At 64.7% G+C, this 16,872-nt stretch carries 18 protein-coding genes; 13 read left to right on the top strand and 5 right to left on the bottom strand.

Annotated features, from left to right (window positions below):
- Positions 1–55 precede the first annotated feature (55 nt).
- Entirely contained in the window at positions 56–988 is a 933-nt protein-coding gene (locus RUGAMON1_RS31080) for a LysR substrate-binding domain-containing protein (RefSeq protein WP_445234137.1), read from the bottom strand.
- A 132-nt stretch (positions 989–1,120) separates the two neighbouring features.
- Between RUGAMON1_RS31080 and RUGAMON1_RS31075 the strand changes: the two genes are divergently transcribed.
- Positions 1,121–2,341 carry an HD-GYP domain-containing protein gene (locus RUGAMON1_RS31075; RefSeq protein ID WP_445234136.1) on the top strand — a complete coding sequence of 407 codons (1,221 nt, stop codon included), beginning with the start codon at positions 1,121–1,123 and terminating at the stop codon, positions 2,339–2,341.
- Between the two features lie 107 nt (positions 2,342–2,448).
- Here the strand turns inward: RUGAMON1_RS31075 and RUGAMON1_RS31070 are convergent, their stop codons facing one another.
- Complete coding sequence (locus RUGAMON1_RS31070; RefSeq protein ID WP_445234135.1) at positions 2,449–3,492, bottom strand: GGDEF domain-containing protein; 1,044 nt, start codon at positions 3,490–3,492, stop codon at positions 2,449–2,451.
- A 466-nt stretch (positions 3,493–3,958) separates the two neighbouring features.
- Here RUGAMON1_RS31070 and RUGAMON1_RS31065 point away from each other — a divergent pair, with 466 nt between their 5' ends.
- The 11 genes from RUGAMON1_RS31065 (at position 3,959) to RUGAMON1_RS31015 (ending at position 13,988) form a co-directional block, all read left to right on the top strand.
- Positions 3,959–4,138, top strand: coding sequence for a Flp family type IVb pilin (locus tag RUGAMON1_RS31065; RefSeq protein ID WP_445234134.1), 180 nt, complete (start codon positions 3,959–3,961; stop codon positions 4,136–4,138).
- Between the two features lie 56 nt (positions 4,139–4,194).
- Positions 4,195–4,725 carry a prepilin peptidase gene (locus RUGAMON1_RS31060; RefSeq protein ID WP_445234133.1) on the top strand — a complete coding sequence of 177 codons (531 nt, stop codon included), beginning with the start codon at positions 4,195–4,197 and terminating at the stop codon, positions 4,723–4,725.
- 100 nt (positions 4,726–4,825) lie between these two features.
- Complete coding sequence (locus tag RUGAMON1_RS31055) at positions 4,826–6,190, top strand: DUF8689 domain-containing protein (protein ID WP_445234132.1); 1,365 nt, start codon at positions 4,826–4,828, stop codon at positions 6,188–6,190.
- Positions 6,187–7,023 (top strand): Flp pilus assembly protein CpaB, encoded by an 837-nt coding sequence (gene cpaB / locus RUGAMON1_RS31050; RefSeq protein WP_445234131.1) that lies wholly within the window; start codon positions 6,187–6,189, stop codon positions 7,021–7,023. The genes RUGAMON1_RS31055 and cpaB overlap by 4 nt, the downstream gene beginning before the upstream one ends.
- Positions 7,024–7,030: 7 nt before the next feature.
- The gene (locus tag RUGAMON1_RS31045; RefSeq protein ID WP_445234130.1) at positions 7,031–8,512 is read left to right on the top strand and encodes a type II and III secretion system protein family protein; all 1,482 of its coding nucleotides are present in this window, start codon (positions 7,031–7,033) and stop codon (positions 8,510–8,512) included.
- A 13-nt stretch (positions 8,513–8,525) separates the two neighbouring features.
- On the top strand, positions 8,526–8,804 hold the full coding sequence (locus tag RUGAMON1_RS31040) for a hypothetical protein (RefSeq protein ID WP_445234129.1): 279 nt from the start codon (positions 8,526–8,528) through the stop codon (positions 8,802–8,804).
- Between the two features lie 9 nt (positions 8,805–8,813).
- The gene (locus RUGAMON1_RS31035) at positions 8,814–9,986 is read left to right on the top strand and encodes a CpaE/TadZ family protein (protein ID WP_445234128.1); all 1,173 of its coding nucleotides are present in this window, start codon (positions 8,814–8,816) and stop codon (positions 9,984–9,986) included.
- A gap of 23 nt (positions 9,987–10,009) precedes the next feature.
- A complete protein-coding gene (locus RUGAMON1_RS31030) occupies positions 10,010–11,362 on the top strand; it encodes a TadA family conjugal transfer-associated ATPase (protein ID WP_445234127.1) in 1,353 nt (450 codons plus the stop codon).
- Positions 11,363–11,366: 4 nt separating this feature from the next.
- Positions 11,367–12,344, top strand: a complete 978-nt coding sequence (locus RUGAMON1_RS31025) for a type II secretion system F family protein (RefSeq protein WP_445234126.1) — start codon at positions 11,367–11,369, stop codon at positions 12,342–12,344.
- Between the two features lie 9 nt (positions 12,345–12,353).
- The gene (locus RUGAMON1_RS31020; RefSeq protein ID WP_445234125.1) at positions 12,354–13,289 is read left to right on the top strand and encodes a type II secretion system F family protein; all 936 of its coding nucleotides are present in this window, start codon (positions 12,354–12,356) and stop codon (positions 13,287–13,289) included.
- 6 nt (positions 13,290–13,295) lie between these two features.
- Positions 13,296–13,988, top strand: coding sequence for a LytR C-terminal domain-containing protein (locus tag RUGAMON1_RS31015; RefSeq protein WP_445234124.1), 693 nt, complete (start codon positions 13,296–13,298; stop codon positions 13,986–13,988).
- Between the two features lie 57 nt (positions 13,989–14,045).
- Here the strand turns inward: RUGAMON1_RS31015 and RUGAMON1_RS31010 are convergent, their stop codons facing one another.
- The 3 genes from RUGAMON1_RS31010 to RUGAMON1_RS31000 form a co-directional block, all read right to left on the bottom strand.
- Positions 14,046–14,822, bottom strand: coding sequence for a GIN domain-containing protein (locus RUGAMON1_RS31010; protein ID WP_445234123.1), 777 nt, complete (start codon positions 14,820–14,822; stop codon positions 14,046–14,048).
- Positions 14,823–14,868: 46 nt separating this feature from the next.
- On the bottom strand, positions 14,869–15,072 hold the full coding sequence (locus RUGAMON1_RS31005; protein WP_445234122.1) for a hypothetical protein: 204 nt from the start codon (positions 15,070–15,072) through the stop codon (positions 14,869–14,871).
- Between the two features lie 124 nt (positions 15,073–15,196).
- Positions 15,197–16,099, bottom strand: coding sequence for a LysR family transcriptional regulator (locus RUGAMON1_RS31000; protein WP_445234121.1), 903 nt, complete (start codon positions 16,097–16,099; stop codon positions 15,197–15,199).
- A gap of 314 nt (positions 16,100–16,413) precedes the next feature.
- Here RUGAMON1_RS31000 and RUGAMON1_RS30995 point away from each other — a divergent pair.
- The coding region (locus RUGAMON1_RS30995) for an alpha/beta fold hydrolase (protein WP_445234120.1) at positions 16,414–16,872 on the top strand (459 nt) is incomplete at its 3' end.

Raw genomic sequence — 16,872 nt, 5'->3', positions numbered from 1 at the left:
GAAATACGGATTGCCGATGGGGGTATAAGAAAAAGTGATGGCCTGGGTGATGTACTTAGGCGATGGCGGTCGCGCCCGGCCAGGTGTCGCCGGCGCACAACTGCGCGCTCACTTGTTGCACCAGCCGGCTGACCGCCGCCGCGGCGTTGGTCAGCGGAATATTCTTGGAGGCGCACAACACCACCGTGCGCGAAATCGACGGGCTGTGGATGCGGTGGGAGCGCATCGCGCCGCGCTCCAGCTCGTCCAGGACAGGCGCCGACGGCAAGATGGTGGCGCCCATGTCGGCCAGGATGGCGGACTTGAGAATGGCGATGGAATTGATTTCGATGACGTTGCCCAGCGTCAGTCCGGCCTCGCGCGCCACGCTTTCGATGCGCGGGCGCACGCCGTGCTGCAGACCGGGCAGGATCAGCGTGGTTTTCAGCGTTTGCGTCAATGTGAGTGCCTGCTCACCTTGCGCGTACGTGGCATCGGCACGACAGATGAAGCGCAACTCCTCTTCCACCAGCGGCGTGGTGGCGAACTGCGCCAGCTGGCCGTCGTCGAACAGCACCGCCAGGTTGACACGGCCGGACTTGAGCTGCTCGCTCAGGTTGCCTGTCAGCTCTTCCGTCAGTTGCAGGGTGATTTCGGGATATTGGGCGCGCGTTGCCGTCAGCAGCGGCAGCGCCAGTGCGCCGGAAATGCTGTGCGGCAGCCCCAGCGTGACGGCGCCGCTGGGGCGTTCGGCCGACTGCGCCACGGCCGAACGGGCGTCGGCCACCTGCTTGAGGATGGCTTGCGCATGTTCGTAGAAGATCTTGCCGGCATCCGTGCTGAGCACGCCTTGTGCCGAGCGGTGCAGCAGTTGCACGCCCAACTCTTCCTCCAGTTGCCTTAACTGTTGCGTTAGTGCCGGTTGCGCAACATGCAGCACCAAGGCCGCCCGTGACAGCGAACCGTGGTCTGCTATGGCTACAAAGTAACGAAGTTGGCGTAATTCCATGGGTTTTGGGAGTAGTGTTAACCTAGACAAACAAATGGTAGCACCTGTAAATCTAATCCTGATGGGAAACTATTTGCTATACTGGCATCAGCGCTTTCCGCTGCTTCCAGCCTTTGAAAAGTGGGTACCAGTATGTTAAAGAAAGTCGACTCTTCGCAGCTAAAAGTGGGCATGTACATTCATGACCTGAGCTGCGACTGGATGACCCATCCATTCGTCCGCAACCGCTTCCTGATCTCCAGCGAAGATGAAATCCGCAAGATCATCAACGCCGGCATCCACGACGTTGTCATAGACAGCGGCAAGGGACTTGACGTGCAGGACGCACCGACGCTGGACGAGGCGCAGGCCGCCACCGAACGCGAAATCGTCGAAATCGTCGCCAAGGCGCCGGTCATCACCCGCGTATCGCTGGGCGAGGAGATGAAGCGCGCGGTGCAGATCCGCCATCAGGCGTCGACGCTGGTACGCACCGTGATGCAGGATGCGCGCCTGGGCAAGGCCATCGAGCTCGATCAAGTCCAGCCGGTAGTGCAGAATATCACCGAATCCATCTTGCGCAATCCGGGTGCGCTGGTCGGTTTGCTGCGCATCAAGAACAAAGACGATTACACCTTTTTGCATTCAGTTAGCGTCTGTACGCTGCTGGTTGCATTTTGCCGTTCGCGCGGGTTCGATGCCGAAACCACCCACCAGGCGGGCCTCGGCGGCTTGCTGCACGACACCGGCAAGGCGCTGGTGCCGGACGCCATCCTGAACAAGCCCGGTCCGCTGACGGACGAGGAATTCGCCATCATCAAGCGCCATCCCCAGGATGGCTACAACATCCTGCTGCAATCGCCGGAAGTCGGGCCGATTCCGCTGGACATCACGCTGCACCACCACGAACGGCGCGACGGCAGCGGCTATCCGAACAAGCAGGCCAACGACGACATCAGCGAATTGGCGCAGATGGCGGCGATTGTCGACGTGTACGACGCCATTACGGCGGACCGCTGCTATCACAAGGGCATGTCGGCGGCGGCGGCCTTGCGCAAGATCTATGAGTGGAGCAAGTTCCACTTCAATCCGCAATATGCGCAGGAATTCATGCGCTGCGTCGGGATCTATCCGGTTGGCACCATGGTGATGCTGGAGTCGGGACGCCTGGGTGTGGTGATTGAACCACACGAGACCAACTTGCTGGCGCCCAAGGTCAACGTTTTCTTCAACACCAAGAAAAATCTCTACATCAAGCCGGAAACCATCGATTTGTCGCGCGGTCTGGGCTTTGGCGGCGGCGACAAGATCGTCGGCCACGAATCGCCCAGCAAGTGGAATGTAGACCCGATGCGCTTCCTGACCCTGGCGTAAGCCATTTCAAACTGACCGCAGCTTCGTTGTGGCGCCTTGCCGTACGTTCGTACTGTCTTCGGCGCCGCGCCTCGCTGCGCTCAGTTTGAAACGGCTTACAGTAGGGTTTAGAAGAACTCGGCGGTATCGTTGGATTCGATGGCTTGCAACATGCCGCCATCGACCAGCTCGTCGTAGTGGCAGGCCAGGTTGCGGCCGTGGCTTTTCGCGTAGTACAGCGCCTGATCGGCGTGTCCCAGGATGATCACCGGCGCCTCCAGCGCGCTGATGCTGACGAAGCCCACACTGACAGTCACCTTGCCCACTTGCGGGAAATCATGCGACGCCACGTTCATGCGGAAGCGGTCGATGATCTTCTTGGCGTTGTCCAGGGTGGTCGAGCGCAGCAGCACGACGAATTCCTCGCCGCCGAAACGGAACACGCGGTCTTGTGCGCGGAACGAGGAGGTGAGCAGGTTGGCGATCAGGATCAGCACCTCGTCGCCGTATAAATGGCCGAAACGGTCGTTAACGTGCTTGAAATGGTCGACATCGACCACGGCCAGCCACTGCTTTTCCTGCTCGTGGTGGCTGCGGCGCTCCGGCTCGCCCGGCAAGGTGAGGGCATCCTGCTCGGTGCTGGCGGCCAACATCTTGGCCAGCTGGTCGTCGAAGGTCTTGCGGTTGAGCAGGCCTGTCAGCGAATCGCGTTCGCTGTAGTCCAGCAGGTTCTGGAAGTTGCGGTAGACGCTGACGATGCCGCCGATGACGTGGATGGTGTCGCTGGTGTACGGGGTCGGGTTGACGATTTCCAGGCAGGTGTCGGCCTTGTCGCCCAGCCAGATCGGCAGCCACAGCGTGTGCTCGCCCGCCTCGTTGGCGACGTCGGCGCCCGAGTCGTGGTCGGCGATGCATTGGGCCAGGGCCGGGAAGTTCTCGATGGGTTCGCCGGGATTGTGCAGGTCCGTCGTATCGACCATGCGCGCCGCTTCGCCGGCGCAGATGATGGCGCGCGGCCGCACGAAGGTCTTGCCCCTGACTGTGGCCAGCGTCAGTACGCGGGCCTGGCTGGCGCGGGCAAGCTCCTGCACCGCCGAGATCACGGAGATGTCGAGCATCGTGTGATCGCGGTGGCCGGTCATGTCCACCATGTGTTTCAGTAGGGAATCCATTTTCTTCTCTGGAAAATAATCACACAACCTTGTGTCTAGCCACGTTTCGTTCACGCCTATCAAGCCAATCTCTTTGATAGTCAGGCGCACAGTGAAGCTGCAACACGGGGCCTTTCCAAAGAACAGCTAAGCAGGATAATAGCTTTTTGCAATCAAGGCAATTCATGTGTGCGAAAAAAAACATTCCTTGCAACTGGATGCGACCTTTTTCCGACAGCTGGATAACCCTTTCCAGCTTATCGGCCGGGAAACTGATGCAGTTTGACATAAGCCAGCCGTGAAGTGTGCTTCGCACGCACATTTTCATCATACCCGCAAAATAAATGCCGTACGGAAAACTTGCGTCACGTCAACTCTCAGAAAACTCCGATCCGTATAGTAAGCCTTAATGGCAAGGCACTGGCGATTTGATAGTCCGCCAACCGCGCCAGGGGTACTTTTTTTGACTTAATCCTAGGAGTAAATCATGAACTCGCTTATTGCAGCTGCAAAGGTGTTCGCCCACGACGAAGACGGGATCACCGCCATTGAATATGGCTTGATCGCGGCGACGATGGCGACGGCGGTCATTGCCGTCTTCGCGTTGTTGGGCCCGGCGCTGAACACGGCCTTCACCGGCATCGCGACCAAGATCACCTCAGCGTAACCACCCGGCTTTCCAGCCGCAGTCAGGCTGGAAAGCCTTTCGTCGGAGAGACCGTCATGTTGAACCCGATCGAAGTGATCTTGATCTGCCTGGTTGCGCAAGCGGCCGTGACCGACCTGGCCCTGCGCAAGATTCCGAATGTGCTGATCCTCAGCGGCCTGCTGCTGGCGCTGATGCTGCACATGCTGGGCGGCCTGCACTGGGCGCCGTTGACGCAGTGGGTAGCCGGCGGCCTGGCCGGCTTTTTTTTATTCCTGCCCCTGTATCTGTTGCGCGGCATGGCCGCCGGCGACGTCAAGCTGATGGCCATGGTCGGCAGCTTCGTCGGCCCGCTGATGGCCGTGAAGGTGGCGGCGCTGGCCACGCTGATCGGCGGCCTGATGGGCCTGCTGATGCTGTTGTTTAACGGCCGCTGGCGCGACGGCTGGCGCAACCTGGTGACGATCTGCAAACCGCTGCTGCTGCGCAGCCTGGGCATGCCCTTGCAGGCGGTGCCGCTGGCGCCGGGCGCCAGCGTCGGCGGCATTCCCTACGGCCTGGCGATCGCGCTGGCCACGATGACGCTTGTGGCACTCGCACATCACTGAACGCTTGCTAGCCACGAATTTGCTGCGCGTCAATATCCACAAAGCGTGGGTCGATAGACTTGATTCCTCAACGTAACTAATTCCACCGCTGGAGATCGCCATGCTCGCCGTAGAATCGCCTTCCACCGCCCTCCATGCCGACCCCGCGGAGCTGCTGCCGGCCCAGCCCAAGACGGTGCGCGACAGCGGCTTGTCGCAACAGCTGATCGTCGAGCTGATCGCCAAGACCATCTTCATCACCGGGAAAATCCACCTGCCGGTGCTGACCACGCGGCTGCACCTGTCGATCAATGTGCTGCGCGAAGCGCTGGAGTTCATGGTGGCCGAGCATGTGGTCGAAGTGGCCTGGCGCGGCGAATCGGACATCGACGTGCAGTACCAGCTGACGTCGGCCGGCCGCCTGCGCGCCAGCGCCTGGATGGACCGCTGCCCCTACGTCGGTCCGGCGCCGGTGACGCTGGACGCCTACCGCGCCGTGGTCGAACGCCAGGCAGGCCAGGCGCCGCAGCTGTGCGCCGAAGAACTGGCGGCCGAATTCGCCGACGACTTCCTCAGCCCCGCCGTGCAGCGCATGCTGGGCGCGGCCATGCATGCGGGCCGCACGGTGCTGTTGCATGGACCTTCGGGCAGCGGCAAGTCGGTGCTGGCGCGCCGGCTGGGAGCCCTGCTGCAAGGCGTGATCGCGGTGCCGCATGCGCTGGTGGTGGGGCAGGAGATCATCCAGGTCTACGACGCGCTGCTGCACCGCGCGCCGGCGCCGCAGCATCTGCGCCAGCTGCGGCAGGCGCAGGAACGCCGCAGCAGCGATCCGCGCTGGGTGCTGTGCGCGCGGCCGGTGGTGGCGCTGGACGCCGACCTGAGTGCCGACATGCTGGAGCTGCAGGCGGACAGCCATAGCGGCTGCTATCGCTCGCCGCCGCAGCTGAAGGCCAACAACGGCCTGCTGATCGTCGATGACCTGGGCCGGCAGCGCATGGCCGCCGCCGATCTGCTGAACCGCTTCTCGCAGGCGCGGGAACTGGAACGCAGCCAGCTGGCGCTGGCCGGCGGTTATCACTTCAGCGTGCCATGCCGCATGCAGCTGGTGTTCGCCACCAGCCTGGCGCCGGAGGCGCTGCTGGACGCGCCGGCGTTGCGCCGGGTTGGTTACAAGATTCCGGTCGGGCCGCTGGATGTGGCCAACTACCGCACCTTGTTTCGCCAACAGTGCGTAGCCGCCGGCGTGGCGCTCGACGAGGCGGCGTTGCGCTACCTGATCGAAGAGCTGCATGCGGGTAGCGGCCTGTCGCTGCTGGCCTGCTACCCGCGCGAGATCATCGGCCGCATCAATGATTTCGCCGGCTTCCTCGGCGAGCCAGCGCGCATCAGCGTGGAGACGCTGGAGCAAGCCTGGATCAGCATGTTCGCTACCGGCGTTGCGGCGCCGGCCGACGCCATCGACCAACTGCAGCGGCGCATAGCATGAACAACCGCCGCGCACTGATGATGATGGCGCTGGCCATCGTACTGGGACTGGTGGCGGTGGTGCTGGCCTCGCGCTGGCTGCTGCGCCAGACGCCGACGTCGGCCAACAAGATCATTGTCGCCGCCACCGATGTGAACCTGGGCCAGCGGCTGACGCCGGAAATGCTGAAGGCGATCGACTGGCCGGCCGACAGCCTGCCGCGCGGCGCCATCCGCGACGGTTCCAAGCTGGTGGGCCGCGTGCTGAAAACCAGCGTGCTGCGCGACGAGCCTTTGAGCGAGGCCAAGCTGGCGCCAGCCGGCACGCTGGGCGGCTTGTCGGCGCTGATCTCGGAGGGCAAGCGGGCCATCACGGTGCGCGTCAATGACGTGGTGGGCGTGGCCGGCTTTGCGCTGCCGGGGAATTTTGTCGACATCATCGTCAACACCCAGGCCGCCGCCACCGGCAACGAGAACGCGATTTCCAAGATCGTGCTGGAACGGATACTGGTGCTGGCCGTGGCGCAGGAAGTGGGGCGCGACGAAACCAAGCCGCGCGTGGTCAACGCCGTCACGCTGGAGGTGACGCCGGCGCAGGCCGAGAATATCGACTTGGCGCGCAGCGTCGGCACCTTGTCGCTGGTGTTGCGCAACCAGGTCGATCCGCGTCCGGGCGTGACGGACGGCGCGACCAAGACCAGTTTGCTCGGTATCGCCAAGCCTGCGGTGGCGCCGCCGGTGGAGACGACCGCCGTCGTCGCCAAGCCGCGCCCGCAGCTGGCGCAGGCCGCGCCGCGTGCCCGTGCCTGCGTCGGCGTGATCGCCGGCGCGCAGCGCACGCAGGAATGCCTGTGAGCCGCCCATGACGACGCTACGACACACGGCGCTGTTGTTGGCGATGGCCAGCCTGGGGTCCATGGCGGCCGCCGCGGGCGCCCCCGCCAGCACGCCGGAGGCGCCGCAGCCGCAGCCGGGGCGCGATACCGGAAACCTGCGCTGCAGCGGTCAGGCCGCCACGCCGGGCAGCTTGACGCTCGCGCTGGGCAAGTCGACGCTGATGCGCATGCCGGAAGCGGTGCAGGCGCGCAGCGTCGGCAATCCAGCCGTGCTGCAGGCGATGCTGGTGGCGCCCGACACGCTGTATGTGGTCGGCGTCGACATCGGCAGCAGCAATATGATCGTGCAGGGCCGCAGCGGCGTATGCAATGTGATCGAGGTGGTGGTCGGCGTCGATCCGGTGGCGCTGCAAAACGCACTGGCCGCGCTGATGCCCTCGCAAAAAGATATCCAGGTCAGCGCCGCCGGCGATACGCTGGTCCTCAGCGGAACGGTCGACGACGCGCAGACCGCCGCGCGCGTGCTGGAGCTGGCGGCCGCGTTTGTGCGGCGGCCGGCGCAGGCGCTGGAGGCGGCCAAGGGCGACAAGGGCGACAAGGTCGACAAGGTCGGCGCGGCGGCGTCCGCGACGCCACCGGCATCGGCATCGGCGGCCGGCGGCGCCGCGCGCATCGTCAACTTCCTCAACGTCGGCGCGCCGCAGCAGGTGATGCTGGAAGTGAAAATCGCCGAGGTCTCCAAGACGCTGCTGGACAAACTGGAGACCGGGCTGTCGCTGAGCTTTGGCGGCGGCAGCTGGAGCACCACGCTGGCGTCGAACTTCATCAGCGGCACCCTGAAAGGCCTGCTCAGCGGCGGCAAGGCCACGGGCAACCACGCCGGCATCTCGGCCGAAAAGCAGGATGGCCTGGTGCGCATCCTGGCCGAGCCGACGGTGATGGCGATCAGCGGCCAGGAAGGCAGCTTTCTGGCGGGCGGCAAGATCTTCATCCCGGTCGCGCAAGACAACAACAAGATCACGCTGGAGGAAAAGGAGTTCGGCATCGGCCTGCACTTCACGCCCACCGTGCTGGCCGGCGGCCGCATCAACCTGCGCGTGGCGCCGGAAGTGTCGGAGCTGTCGCGCGAGGGCATCGGCATCTCGGCCGCCGGCTTCTCCGGCGGCGCCATCCTGCCGCTGATTACCACGCGCCGCGCCGCCACCACGGTTGAACTGTTCGACGGCCAGAGCTTCGCCATCGGTGGCCTGATCCGCAACACCCAGACCACCAACATCCACGGCCTGCCGGTGCTGGGCGAGCTGCCGGTGCTGGGGGCGCTGTTCCGCAGCAGCGACTTCCAGCAGGACCGCACCGAGCTGCTGTTCGTCGTCACGCCGCACCTGGTCAAGCCGCTGCCGCCGGACTACAAGCTGCCGACCGACAGTGTCACCACACCGAGCCGCGCCCAGCTCTTCCTCGAAGGGCGCATGGAAGGGCCACCGGCCCAGAGTACCGACCACAAATAAACGGGATACGACGATGCGATACCTACTTAGCCTGCCGCTGGCATGCACGCTGGCCTCCTGCGCCTTGCCACTGACGCCCACCACGCCGCAATGGGACCGGCACTTCGGCGACGTCGCGCGCGTCACGCTGGCGCAGCAGGTGATCGACGCCGACGCCGGCCGCAACCGCGACCCGGTGGCCGGCATGGACGGCCGCGCCGCGCACGCGGTTTTTGAGCGCTACCAAAAGGCCAGCAGCGATCCCGCGCCGCAGCCGTCGGCATTTACCATCGGCGTCAGCGGCGCCAAGTGAGGAGCGACCATGAAAGCACTGATGATCAGCAGGGACAGCCTGCTGCATGCCGAAGTCGCCGCGCAAGGCTCGGCGCGTATGCCCGCCGTGCAGTTGGTGGCGTCGCGCAACGGCCTGCGCGACGCGGTTGAACGCCAGCTGCCGGAGCTGCCGGAACTGGTGATCGTCGACGCCAGCGATGTGGCGCCGGACGAGGCGGAGCTGGTCGAGCGCCTGAGCAAGCTGTATCCATCCTCCTCCTTCATGCTGCTGACGCGCGAGCCGCAGCAGGACCTGCTGATCCGCGCCATGCGCGCCGGTATACGCGAGGTGCTGCAGCTGCCGCTGGTGCACAGCGCCTTCCATGAAACGATGAGCCGCATCGAAGTGGCGGCCGGCGTCAGCCAGGTGCGCGACGGCAAGGTGCTGGCCTTCATCTCCTGCAAGGGCGGCAGCGGCGCGACCTTCTTGTCGACCAACTTCGGCTACGCGCTGGCCGCGCTGGCCGACAAGAAGGTGTTGCTGATTGACCTGCATGGCCAGTTCGGCGACGCCACGCTGTATGTGTCGGACCAGAAGCCGGCGATGACGCTGTCCGACATCTGCGCGCAGATCGGCCGCATGGACGGTTCCTTCCTCGATTCCTGCCTGGTGCACGTGGCGTCCAACTTCGGCGTGCTGGCGGCGGCCGACGATCCCAATCACGCGGTCGATATGAAGCCCGAGCACATGGACACCATCCTGCGCGTGGCGCGCCAGCACTACGACTTCATCGTGCTCGATGTGGGCCGCCAGATCGACGCCATCTCGCTGCGCGCGCTCGACCAGGCCGACACCATCCACCCGGTGCTGCAACTGGCGTTGCCGGATATCCGCGACGGCCGCCGCCTGCTGGACATCTTCCGTTCGCTGGGCTATCCGAGCGAGCGTATCCGCCTGATCGTCAACCGCTACGAAAAGGGCGGCAAGCTGCGCCTGATGGACCTGGAGCAGGCGCTGGGCGCGGAGGTGGTGCACACCGTGCCGAATGACTATCTGTCGGCCACCGATTCGGTCAACCAGGGCATCCCGGTGCTGCAGCTGTCGCGCAGCAGCGCGGTGGCGCGCAGCCTCGCCGAGTTGGTGGAACTGGTGACGGCGCGCCGGGTGGCCGAGAGCAAAGGCCTGTTCGACCGCCTGTTCGGCCGCAACGAGAGCGAGTAGGAACAACCACAGCGGAGAATGACATGAGCTTACGCGAACGACTGGCGACGGCGGACGACAACCGCCAGGGATTGATCATCGGCGGCCTGCCGGGACTGGCGGCATCGGCCTACCAGGAGCTGAAGAAAAGCATGCACCAGACGATACTTGACCGTATCGACCTGGAACGCCTGAAGCGGCTGACGCCGGAGCAGTTCAAGCACGAGCTGGCGCTGCTGGTCCAGCGCATCATCGAAGAAGAGCGCATCGTGCTCAATCAGCACGAGCGGCATAGCCTGGTGCTCGACATCCAGCACGAGATGCTGGGCTTCGGGCCGCTGGAGCCGCTGCTGGCCGATCCCGGCGTGTCCGACATCCTGGTCAACACCTGCGCCAAGGTCTATGTCGAGCGCGCCGGCCGGCTGGAGCTGACCGATGTGACCTTCAACGACAACGCCCACCTGATGAAGATCATCGAGAAGATCGTCTCGCGCGTGGGCCGCCGCGTGGACGAATCGAGCCCGATGGTCGATGCGCGGCTGCCGGACGGCTCGCGCGTGAACGCCATCATCCCGCCGCTGGCGATCGATGGACCTATCCTGTCGATACGGCGCTTCGCGGTCAATCCGCTGACGGTGCAGAACCTGCTCGACTACCGCAGCCTGACGCCGCCGATGATGGAGGTGCTGAAGGCGCTGGGCCAGGCCAAGGTCAACATCCTGATCTCCGGCGGCACCGGCAGCGGCAAGACCACCATGCTGAACGTGCTGTCCGGCTTCATTCCGGCGGCGGAGCGCATCGTCACCATCGAGGATGCGGCGGAGCTGCAGATGCGCCAGCCGCATGTGGTGCGGCTGGAGACGCGGCCGCCCAACATCGAAGGCAAGGGCGAGGTCAATCAGCGCTCGCTGGTGCGCAACGCGCTGCGCATGCGGCCGGACCGCATCATCCTCGGCGAGGTGCGCGGGCCGGAGGCGCTGGACATGCTGCAGGCGATGAACACCGGCCACGAAGGCTCGCTGGCCACCATCCATTCGAACACCCCGCGCGACGCCTTGTCGCGGCTGGAGAACATGGTCGGCATGACCGGCTTGAACCTGACCCCGCGCGCCACGCGCCAGCAGATCTGCTCCGCCGTGACGGTGGTGATGCAGGTGTCGCGGCTGACCGACGGCACGCGCAAGCTGGTCAGCCTGCAGGAGATCACCGGCATGGAGGGCGATGTAATCGCCATGCATGAGATCTTCCGCTACGAGCAAAAGGGCGTGGATGCGAACGGCAAGGTGCTGGGGCACTTCTCCGCCACCGGCGTGCGGCCGCGCTTCGCCGACCGCTTGCGCATGTTCGGCGTGCCGGTGGCCGATTCGGTGTTCGACCCCGACAAGATCTACGAGTAGCGGCATGGATGCGATCTTCTCCGCCTTTGCGGTGCTGCTGTTCGCCGCCGTGATCCTGATGATCGAAGGCGCCTGGCTGTGGTGGTCGGGCGCGCACGGCAGCGGCGCGCGGCGCATCTCCAAGCGCCTGCGGTTGATGGCGGCGCGCGGAGAGCACGGCGGAGAGCGGATCGATATCCTCAAGCAGCGCAGCTACAGCCGCAATCCAGGGCTTGAGAAAATCCTGCGCCGCTTCAGGCACCTCGCTGCGCTGGATCGCCTGCTGCTGCAAGCGGGCGTGCGCTGGTCGGTGGCGCAGTTCCTTGGCTGCGTGCTGGCGTTGCTGGCGCCGGCGCTGCTGCTGCCGGCCATGCTGGACTTGCCCGCGCTGGCGGCGACGGGCATGCTGGCGATGATACTGTCGCTGCCCTGGGCCTTGTTGATGCGCACGCGGCGCGCGCGCCTGCTCAAGCTGGAGGAGCAGTTGCCGGAGGCCGCGGATTTTCTCGGCAGGGCGCTGCGCGCCGGCCACTCCTTCGCCAACGTGATGCAGATGGTGGGCGAGGAAATGCCGGAGCCGATCGCCGGCGAATTCAAGTTCGCCTACGAAGAGATCAACTACGGCGTGCCGATGAACGAAGCCCTGCACAACCTGGCGTTGCGCGTGCCGCTGACCGACCTGCGCTACCTGGTGATCGCGGTGCTGATACAGCGCGAGTCCGGCGGCAACCTGGCCGAAGTCCTGGGCAACATCAGCCGCCTGATACGCGCCCGACTGCGGCTGCTGGCGCAGGTCCGCGTGATGTCGGCCGAAGGGCGGATGTCGGCATGGATACTGGGCCTGCTGCCGCTGGGCGTGCTGGCGCTGATGATGCTGGCCAACCCCGCTTACGTGCGGGTGCTATGGACCGATCCTGCCGGCGTCACGCTGACGTGGTACGCCCTGACGATGGCGGCGGGCGGCGTTGTCTGGATGCGCAAGGTCATACGCATACGGGTTTGAGGAGGGGATATGGACATCCGGCAGATAGGTTTCCTCGTTATCGTGTTCGCGGTGGTGGCGGGCGTCGTACTGGTGGCGTTGCTCAGTTTCTCATCGGTGCCGATACGCGAGCGGCTCAACGATTTTATCGGCAAGTCGGAATCGTCGGCGCCGGTGGAAGGTGGCTGGATAGAGAAGGTCGCGCAGGCGGCGCAACCGTTTTCGCGGTTGTCGCTGCCGGAGGAGGGCTGGGAGCGTTCGCCGCTGCGCACCCGCTTCATGAACGCGGGCTGGCGCGGCGCGTCGGCGCCGTCGCTGTACTTCGCCGCCAAGACACTGTTGGCGTTGGGGCTCCCGGCTTTGCAGGTGGGCCTGGGCGCCGCCGCGCTGGGGCACACGCTGAACCGGGGCTTTATCTACCTGCTGCTGATGACGGCGGCGATCGGCTACTACCTGCCGAACGTCATATTGTCGCGCAGGGCGGCCAGCCGCTGCCGCGATATCTTCGAGAACTTCCCCGATGCGCTGGATCTGTTGACCGTCTGCGTGGAAGCGGGCCTGAGCCTGGAGCGCGCCATGGCCAAGGTGGCCGGCGAGATCCACATCAAGAGCGTGGCGCTGGCGCAGGAGCTGCAACTGGCGTTGATGGAAATGCGCGCCGGCTTCAGCAAGGAGAAAGCCTTGCGCAACCTGGCCTTGCGCAGCGGCGTCGACGACGTCGACACGCTGGTGGCGATGCTGATACAGTCGGAACGCTTCGGCACCAGCATGGGCGAATCCCTGCGGGTGCACTCGGACAATCTGCGCGCCAAGCGCAGCATGATCGCCGAGGAAGCCGCCGCCAAGATCGCCTTGAAGCTGCTGTTCCCGCTGATCTTCTGCATTTTTCCGACCTTGATGCTGGTGCTGATCGGCCCCGCCGGCATACAGATTTACCGCATGCTGCCGAGCATACTGGGAAAATAGGAGGCGATGATGAAACGTACACTGGGCGCCGCATGCACCGGCGCTTTGCTGATGGCGTGCGGCGGCATGGCCCCGGCGCTCGCGCCGGTGACGGAGCCGCCAGCCAGCGCCGTCACCGCGCTGGAACAAGCCTGCCTGCTGGAGCCGACCGACGCCTCGCGCTGGGAGCAGCTGGGCGCGGCGCTGGAGGCGGGCGGAGAACGCGCACGGGCGGCGACCATGTTCAGGCAAGCCGCCACGCTGCGCGCGCATGACGTGCGGCGCGACTACGCGCTGTTGAAGGGAGGCGCGGCGCAGGCCAGGGCCGTCGTCGAGGCCGCGATGCCGCGCACGGAAGTGAGGAAGATCGGCGCGGCGCTGGTGGAAGTGCTGCGCGTGGACGCCAGCGTTGAAGCGGCGCCTGTGGCGCAAGGCGTCAAGCTGGAAATCAGCAACGGCAACGGCGTTGCCGGCGCCGCCGCGCGGCTGGCGCGCACGCTGGACGCGGAAGGCATCAAGGCCACGCGCCTGACCAATGTGAAGCCGTTCGTGGTGCCGGTCAGCCGCATCGAATACCGGCGCGACCGGCGGCTGCTGGCGCAGACGCTGGCGCAGCGACTGGGCCTGCCGCTGCAAGCGCAAGACGGCAAGCCGGTCTACGCCGACATGCGCATCGTGCTGGGACGCGACGCCATAAAAAAAACCGTCCGGGAGGAGTGAGCCTCGCGGACGGTAAAAACACACCCATGTGTTTCCTGCTGCGGACTACCGCATTCCTTATTGCCAGCTGATGCTGCCCATGCCGCGGGCGCTGGCGCTACGATTGGCCGGGTTGCCGTACACCTTGGCCGAACCCATGCCCGATAACTTCATATTCGCGCTGGTCTTCGCGTACACCGACGCGCTCCCCAGTCCCGACATATTGACTTCCACCGTGTCGGCGCGCAGCTGCTCCGCATCGAGCCCGCCGACGCCGCCAAGGCTGGCGTGCAGCTGCTTGGTCTGGCCGGTGATTTCGATGTGGCCGGTGCCGCGCAAATTCAGGTCGACGTTGTCGCTGTTGCCGGCGTTGACGGTCATGCTGCCGACGCCGCCCAGCTTCACATCGACGTTGCGGTACTGGGCGTTGACCTTGACCGAGCCGGCGCCGTCCAGCGCCAGGCGCAGGTTGTCGCCGCTGAAGCCGTTCACTTCGGTGGAACCGACGCCGCTCGACACCACTTGGCGCAGATTCGGCAGCGTCAGTTCCGCCCGCAGGTCTTGCTTTCTTCCGAAGCCGAAGTTGAAGCCGCGGGTCTTGCTGGTGCCGATGTGCAGGGTATCGCCCGTCTGCTCCACCGTCACTTTTTTCAGCGCGTCAGCCTCTCCGTGTAGAGTCAGCGACGCGACTGGACCTTGCTTTATCTTGAGGCTGATGACGCCATCAAGATCGATGTTGACGGCGCGCGCATCGACGCTGCGGTTTTCGCTGATCACATCGGCGGCCAGCGCGGCGCTGGCGCCGCTGCTGAGGACCGTGGCCAGCATCGCAGCCTTCAGATATTTTTTCATCATGCGCTCCGTCGTTCAGCGTGAGTTAGATATCGATGACAGCGCGCGATTACAGTGCGGCTTTTTCAGCGGCGGTCAGGCGCTTGGCGCTGACGGTCACCACTTGCATCTTCGCGGTGTCGGCCTTGGCGGCGACTGCTGCCACTGGGGCGGCGCTGTGCATTGCCGGTACGGCGGCGGTGGCGAACGAGGTAGCGCTGGCGACGACGATTGCGGCTACGAAGATGGCTTCCATGTTTTTAGCGATGTTCATTTTGAGCTCCTTGGGTTGTGTGGTTCACTGCGTTTTGTCTTGCGTTGAGTGAACTATAGACAAGGGCCCCCTGTACATCCACCGGGATGTGACGAACTGCAAAAACGAGGGGTCAGAATGCGGATTAACGGTGTGAAACCGCGCCGCACAACAGGTCCTGGCTGCCGGCGTAGAGCTGCGACAGCCAGGTGGAGACGGTCTTGAAGCGGGCGATGGAGCCGGCGTCGCGATGGCTGAGCAGCCAGATGTCGCGCTGTACCTCGACGCCGCCGCCGATGCGCACCAGCCCCTCCTGCTGCCCCATGATGCAGGGCAGCAGCGCCATGCCGACGCCGGCGCGGCAGGCGCGCACCATCGTGCTCAGGCTGTTCACCTTGAGTGCGATGCGCGGCTGCGGGTCCATCTGCGCCAGCCAGCGCATTTCGCCGGTGGCGGCCAGCGCGTCGTCGTAGGCGATCCAGGGCTGGGTGCCCCAGCAGGCGCGCGGCGTGTCGGCGAAGCGGGCGTGGCCGTAGACGGCGAAGCCCAGGTCGCCCAGCTTGCGCATCACCAGCGCCGCGTCCTCGCCCGGCTTGCCCAGGCGCAGGGCGAAATCGGCCTCGCGGCGGGTGAAGGACAGGTTCTGGTTTTCCGCCTGCAGCGTCAGTTGCAGCTGCGGATGCTGGGCGTGCAGCGCGGGAACGTGTTCCAGCAGCCAGTAGTCGAACAGGAAGTCGATGGAGGTGATGTTGACCGGGCCGGCGGTGGCGTCGGCCTCCTGCGACGAGGCTTGCAACATGCTCTGGACGTTGCCGTACACCGCTTCGCCGTGCTGGACGAAGACCTGGCCGGCGTCGGTCAGCTGGTAGCCGGTGTTGTCACGGATGAACAGGCGCAGCTTCAGCGACTTTTCGGCGGCGGCGATGCGGCGGCTGATGGTCGAGGCGTCCACGCCCAGCTGGCGGCCGGTGGCGCTCATGCTGCCGCTGCGGGCCAGCGCCAGGATCAGCGGGATGTCGTTCCAGTCGAAGTCGGTATTTGAGGGCATGGAGGATGTCGTTTCGTGGGGGAGGTCTGCATTTTTGCAAAGCCGGCTTGCAGGGCTGTCTGTTCCGCAAACGCCCCGGCTGGCCTAAGATTCAACCCATCGCAAGGCCAAACGTGCAAAGAACTGTAGCACAGGCCCTTGTAGCCAAGTATCGACTAAAAGGAAGAAGTTGCTGTAAAAGAATTGATTAAAATAGCTTGCTATTGAATAGCGTGCGATATATATTGAGCACGTGGGCAGCACAATAAACACCAGTAATCATGTACAAATGTAGTTTCCTATTAAATCGCTAACTAATTAAAATGGAGTCCATCATGAGCAAAAATACCCAAGACCAAGCAGTGAACCCATCCCGCCGCTCCGCCATCTTCGGTGGCGCCGGCGCCGCAGTCGCCGCTGTGGCCGTGCCGCTGGCCGCGTTTGCCGGGGGCAACGCACAGGCCGCGCCGGTGATTCATGGTGGCGCAGTCAGCAAAACGGGCAGCACCATCACCACCCGCGACGGCGTCGAGATCTACTACAAGGATTGGGGGCCGCGCGCCGGCCAGCCGGTGATCCTGAGCCACGGCTGGCCGCTCAACGCCGACAGCTGGGAATCGGCCGCCTTCCACCTGGCCAACAACGGCTTCCGCGTCATCACCCACGACCGCCGCGGCCACGGCCGTTCGAGCCAGCCTTGGGACGGCAACGACATGGACCACTACGCCGACGACCTGGCGCAGCTGATCGAAGCGCTGGACCTGAAGAACATCATCCTGGCCGGCTTCTCCACC

Source organism: Duganella rhizosphaerae (assembly GCF_040364205.1).
GTDB classification, from domain to species: Bacteria; Pseudomonadota; Gammaproteobacteria; order Burkholderiales; family Burkholderiaceae_D; genus Rugamonas; species Rugamonas rhizosphaerae.
This window is presented reverse-complemented; position numbering and strand designations above follow the sequence as displayed.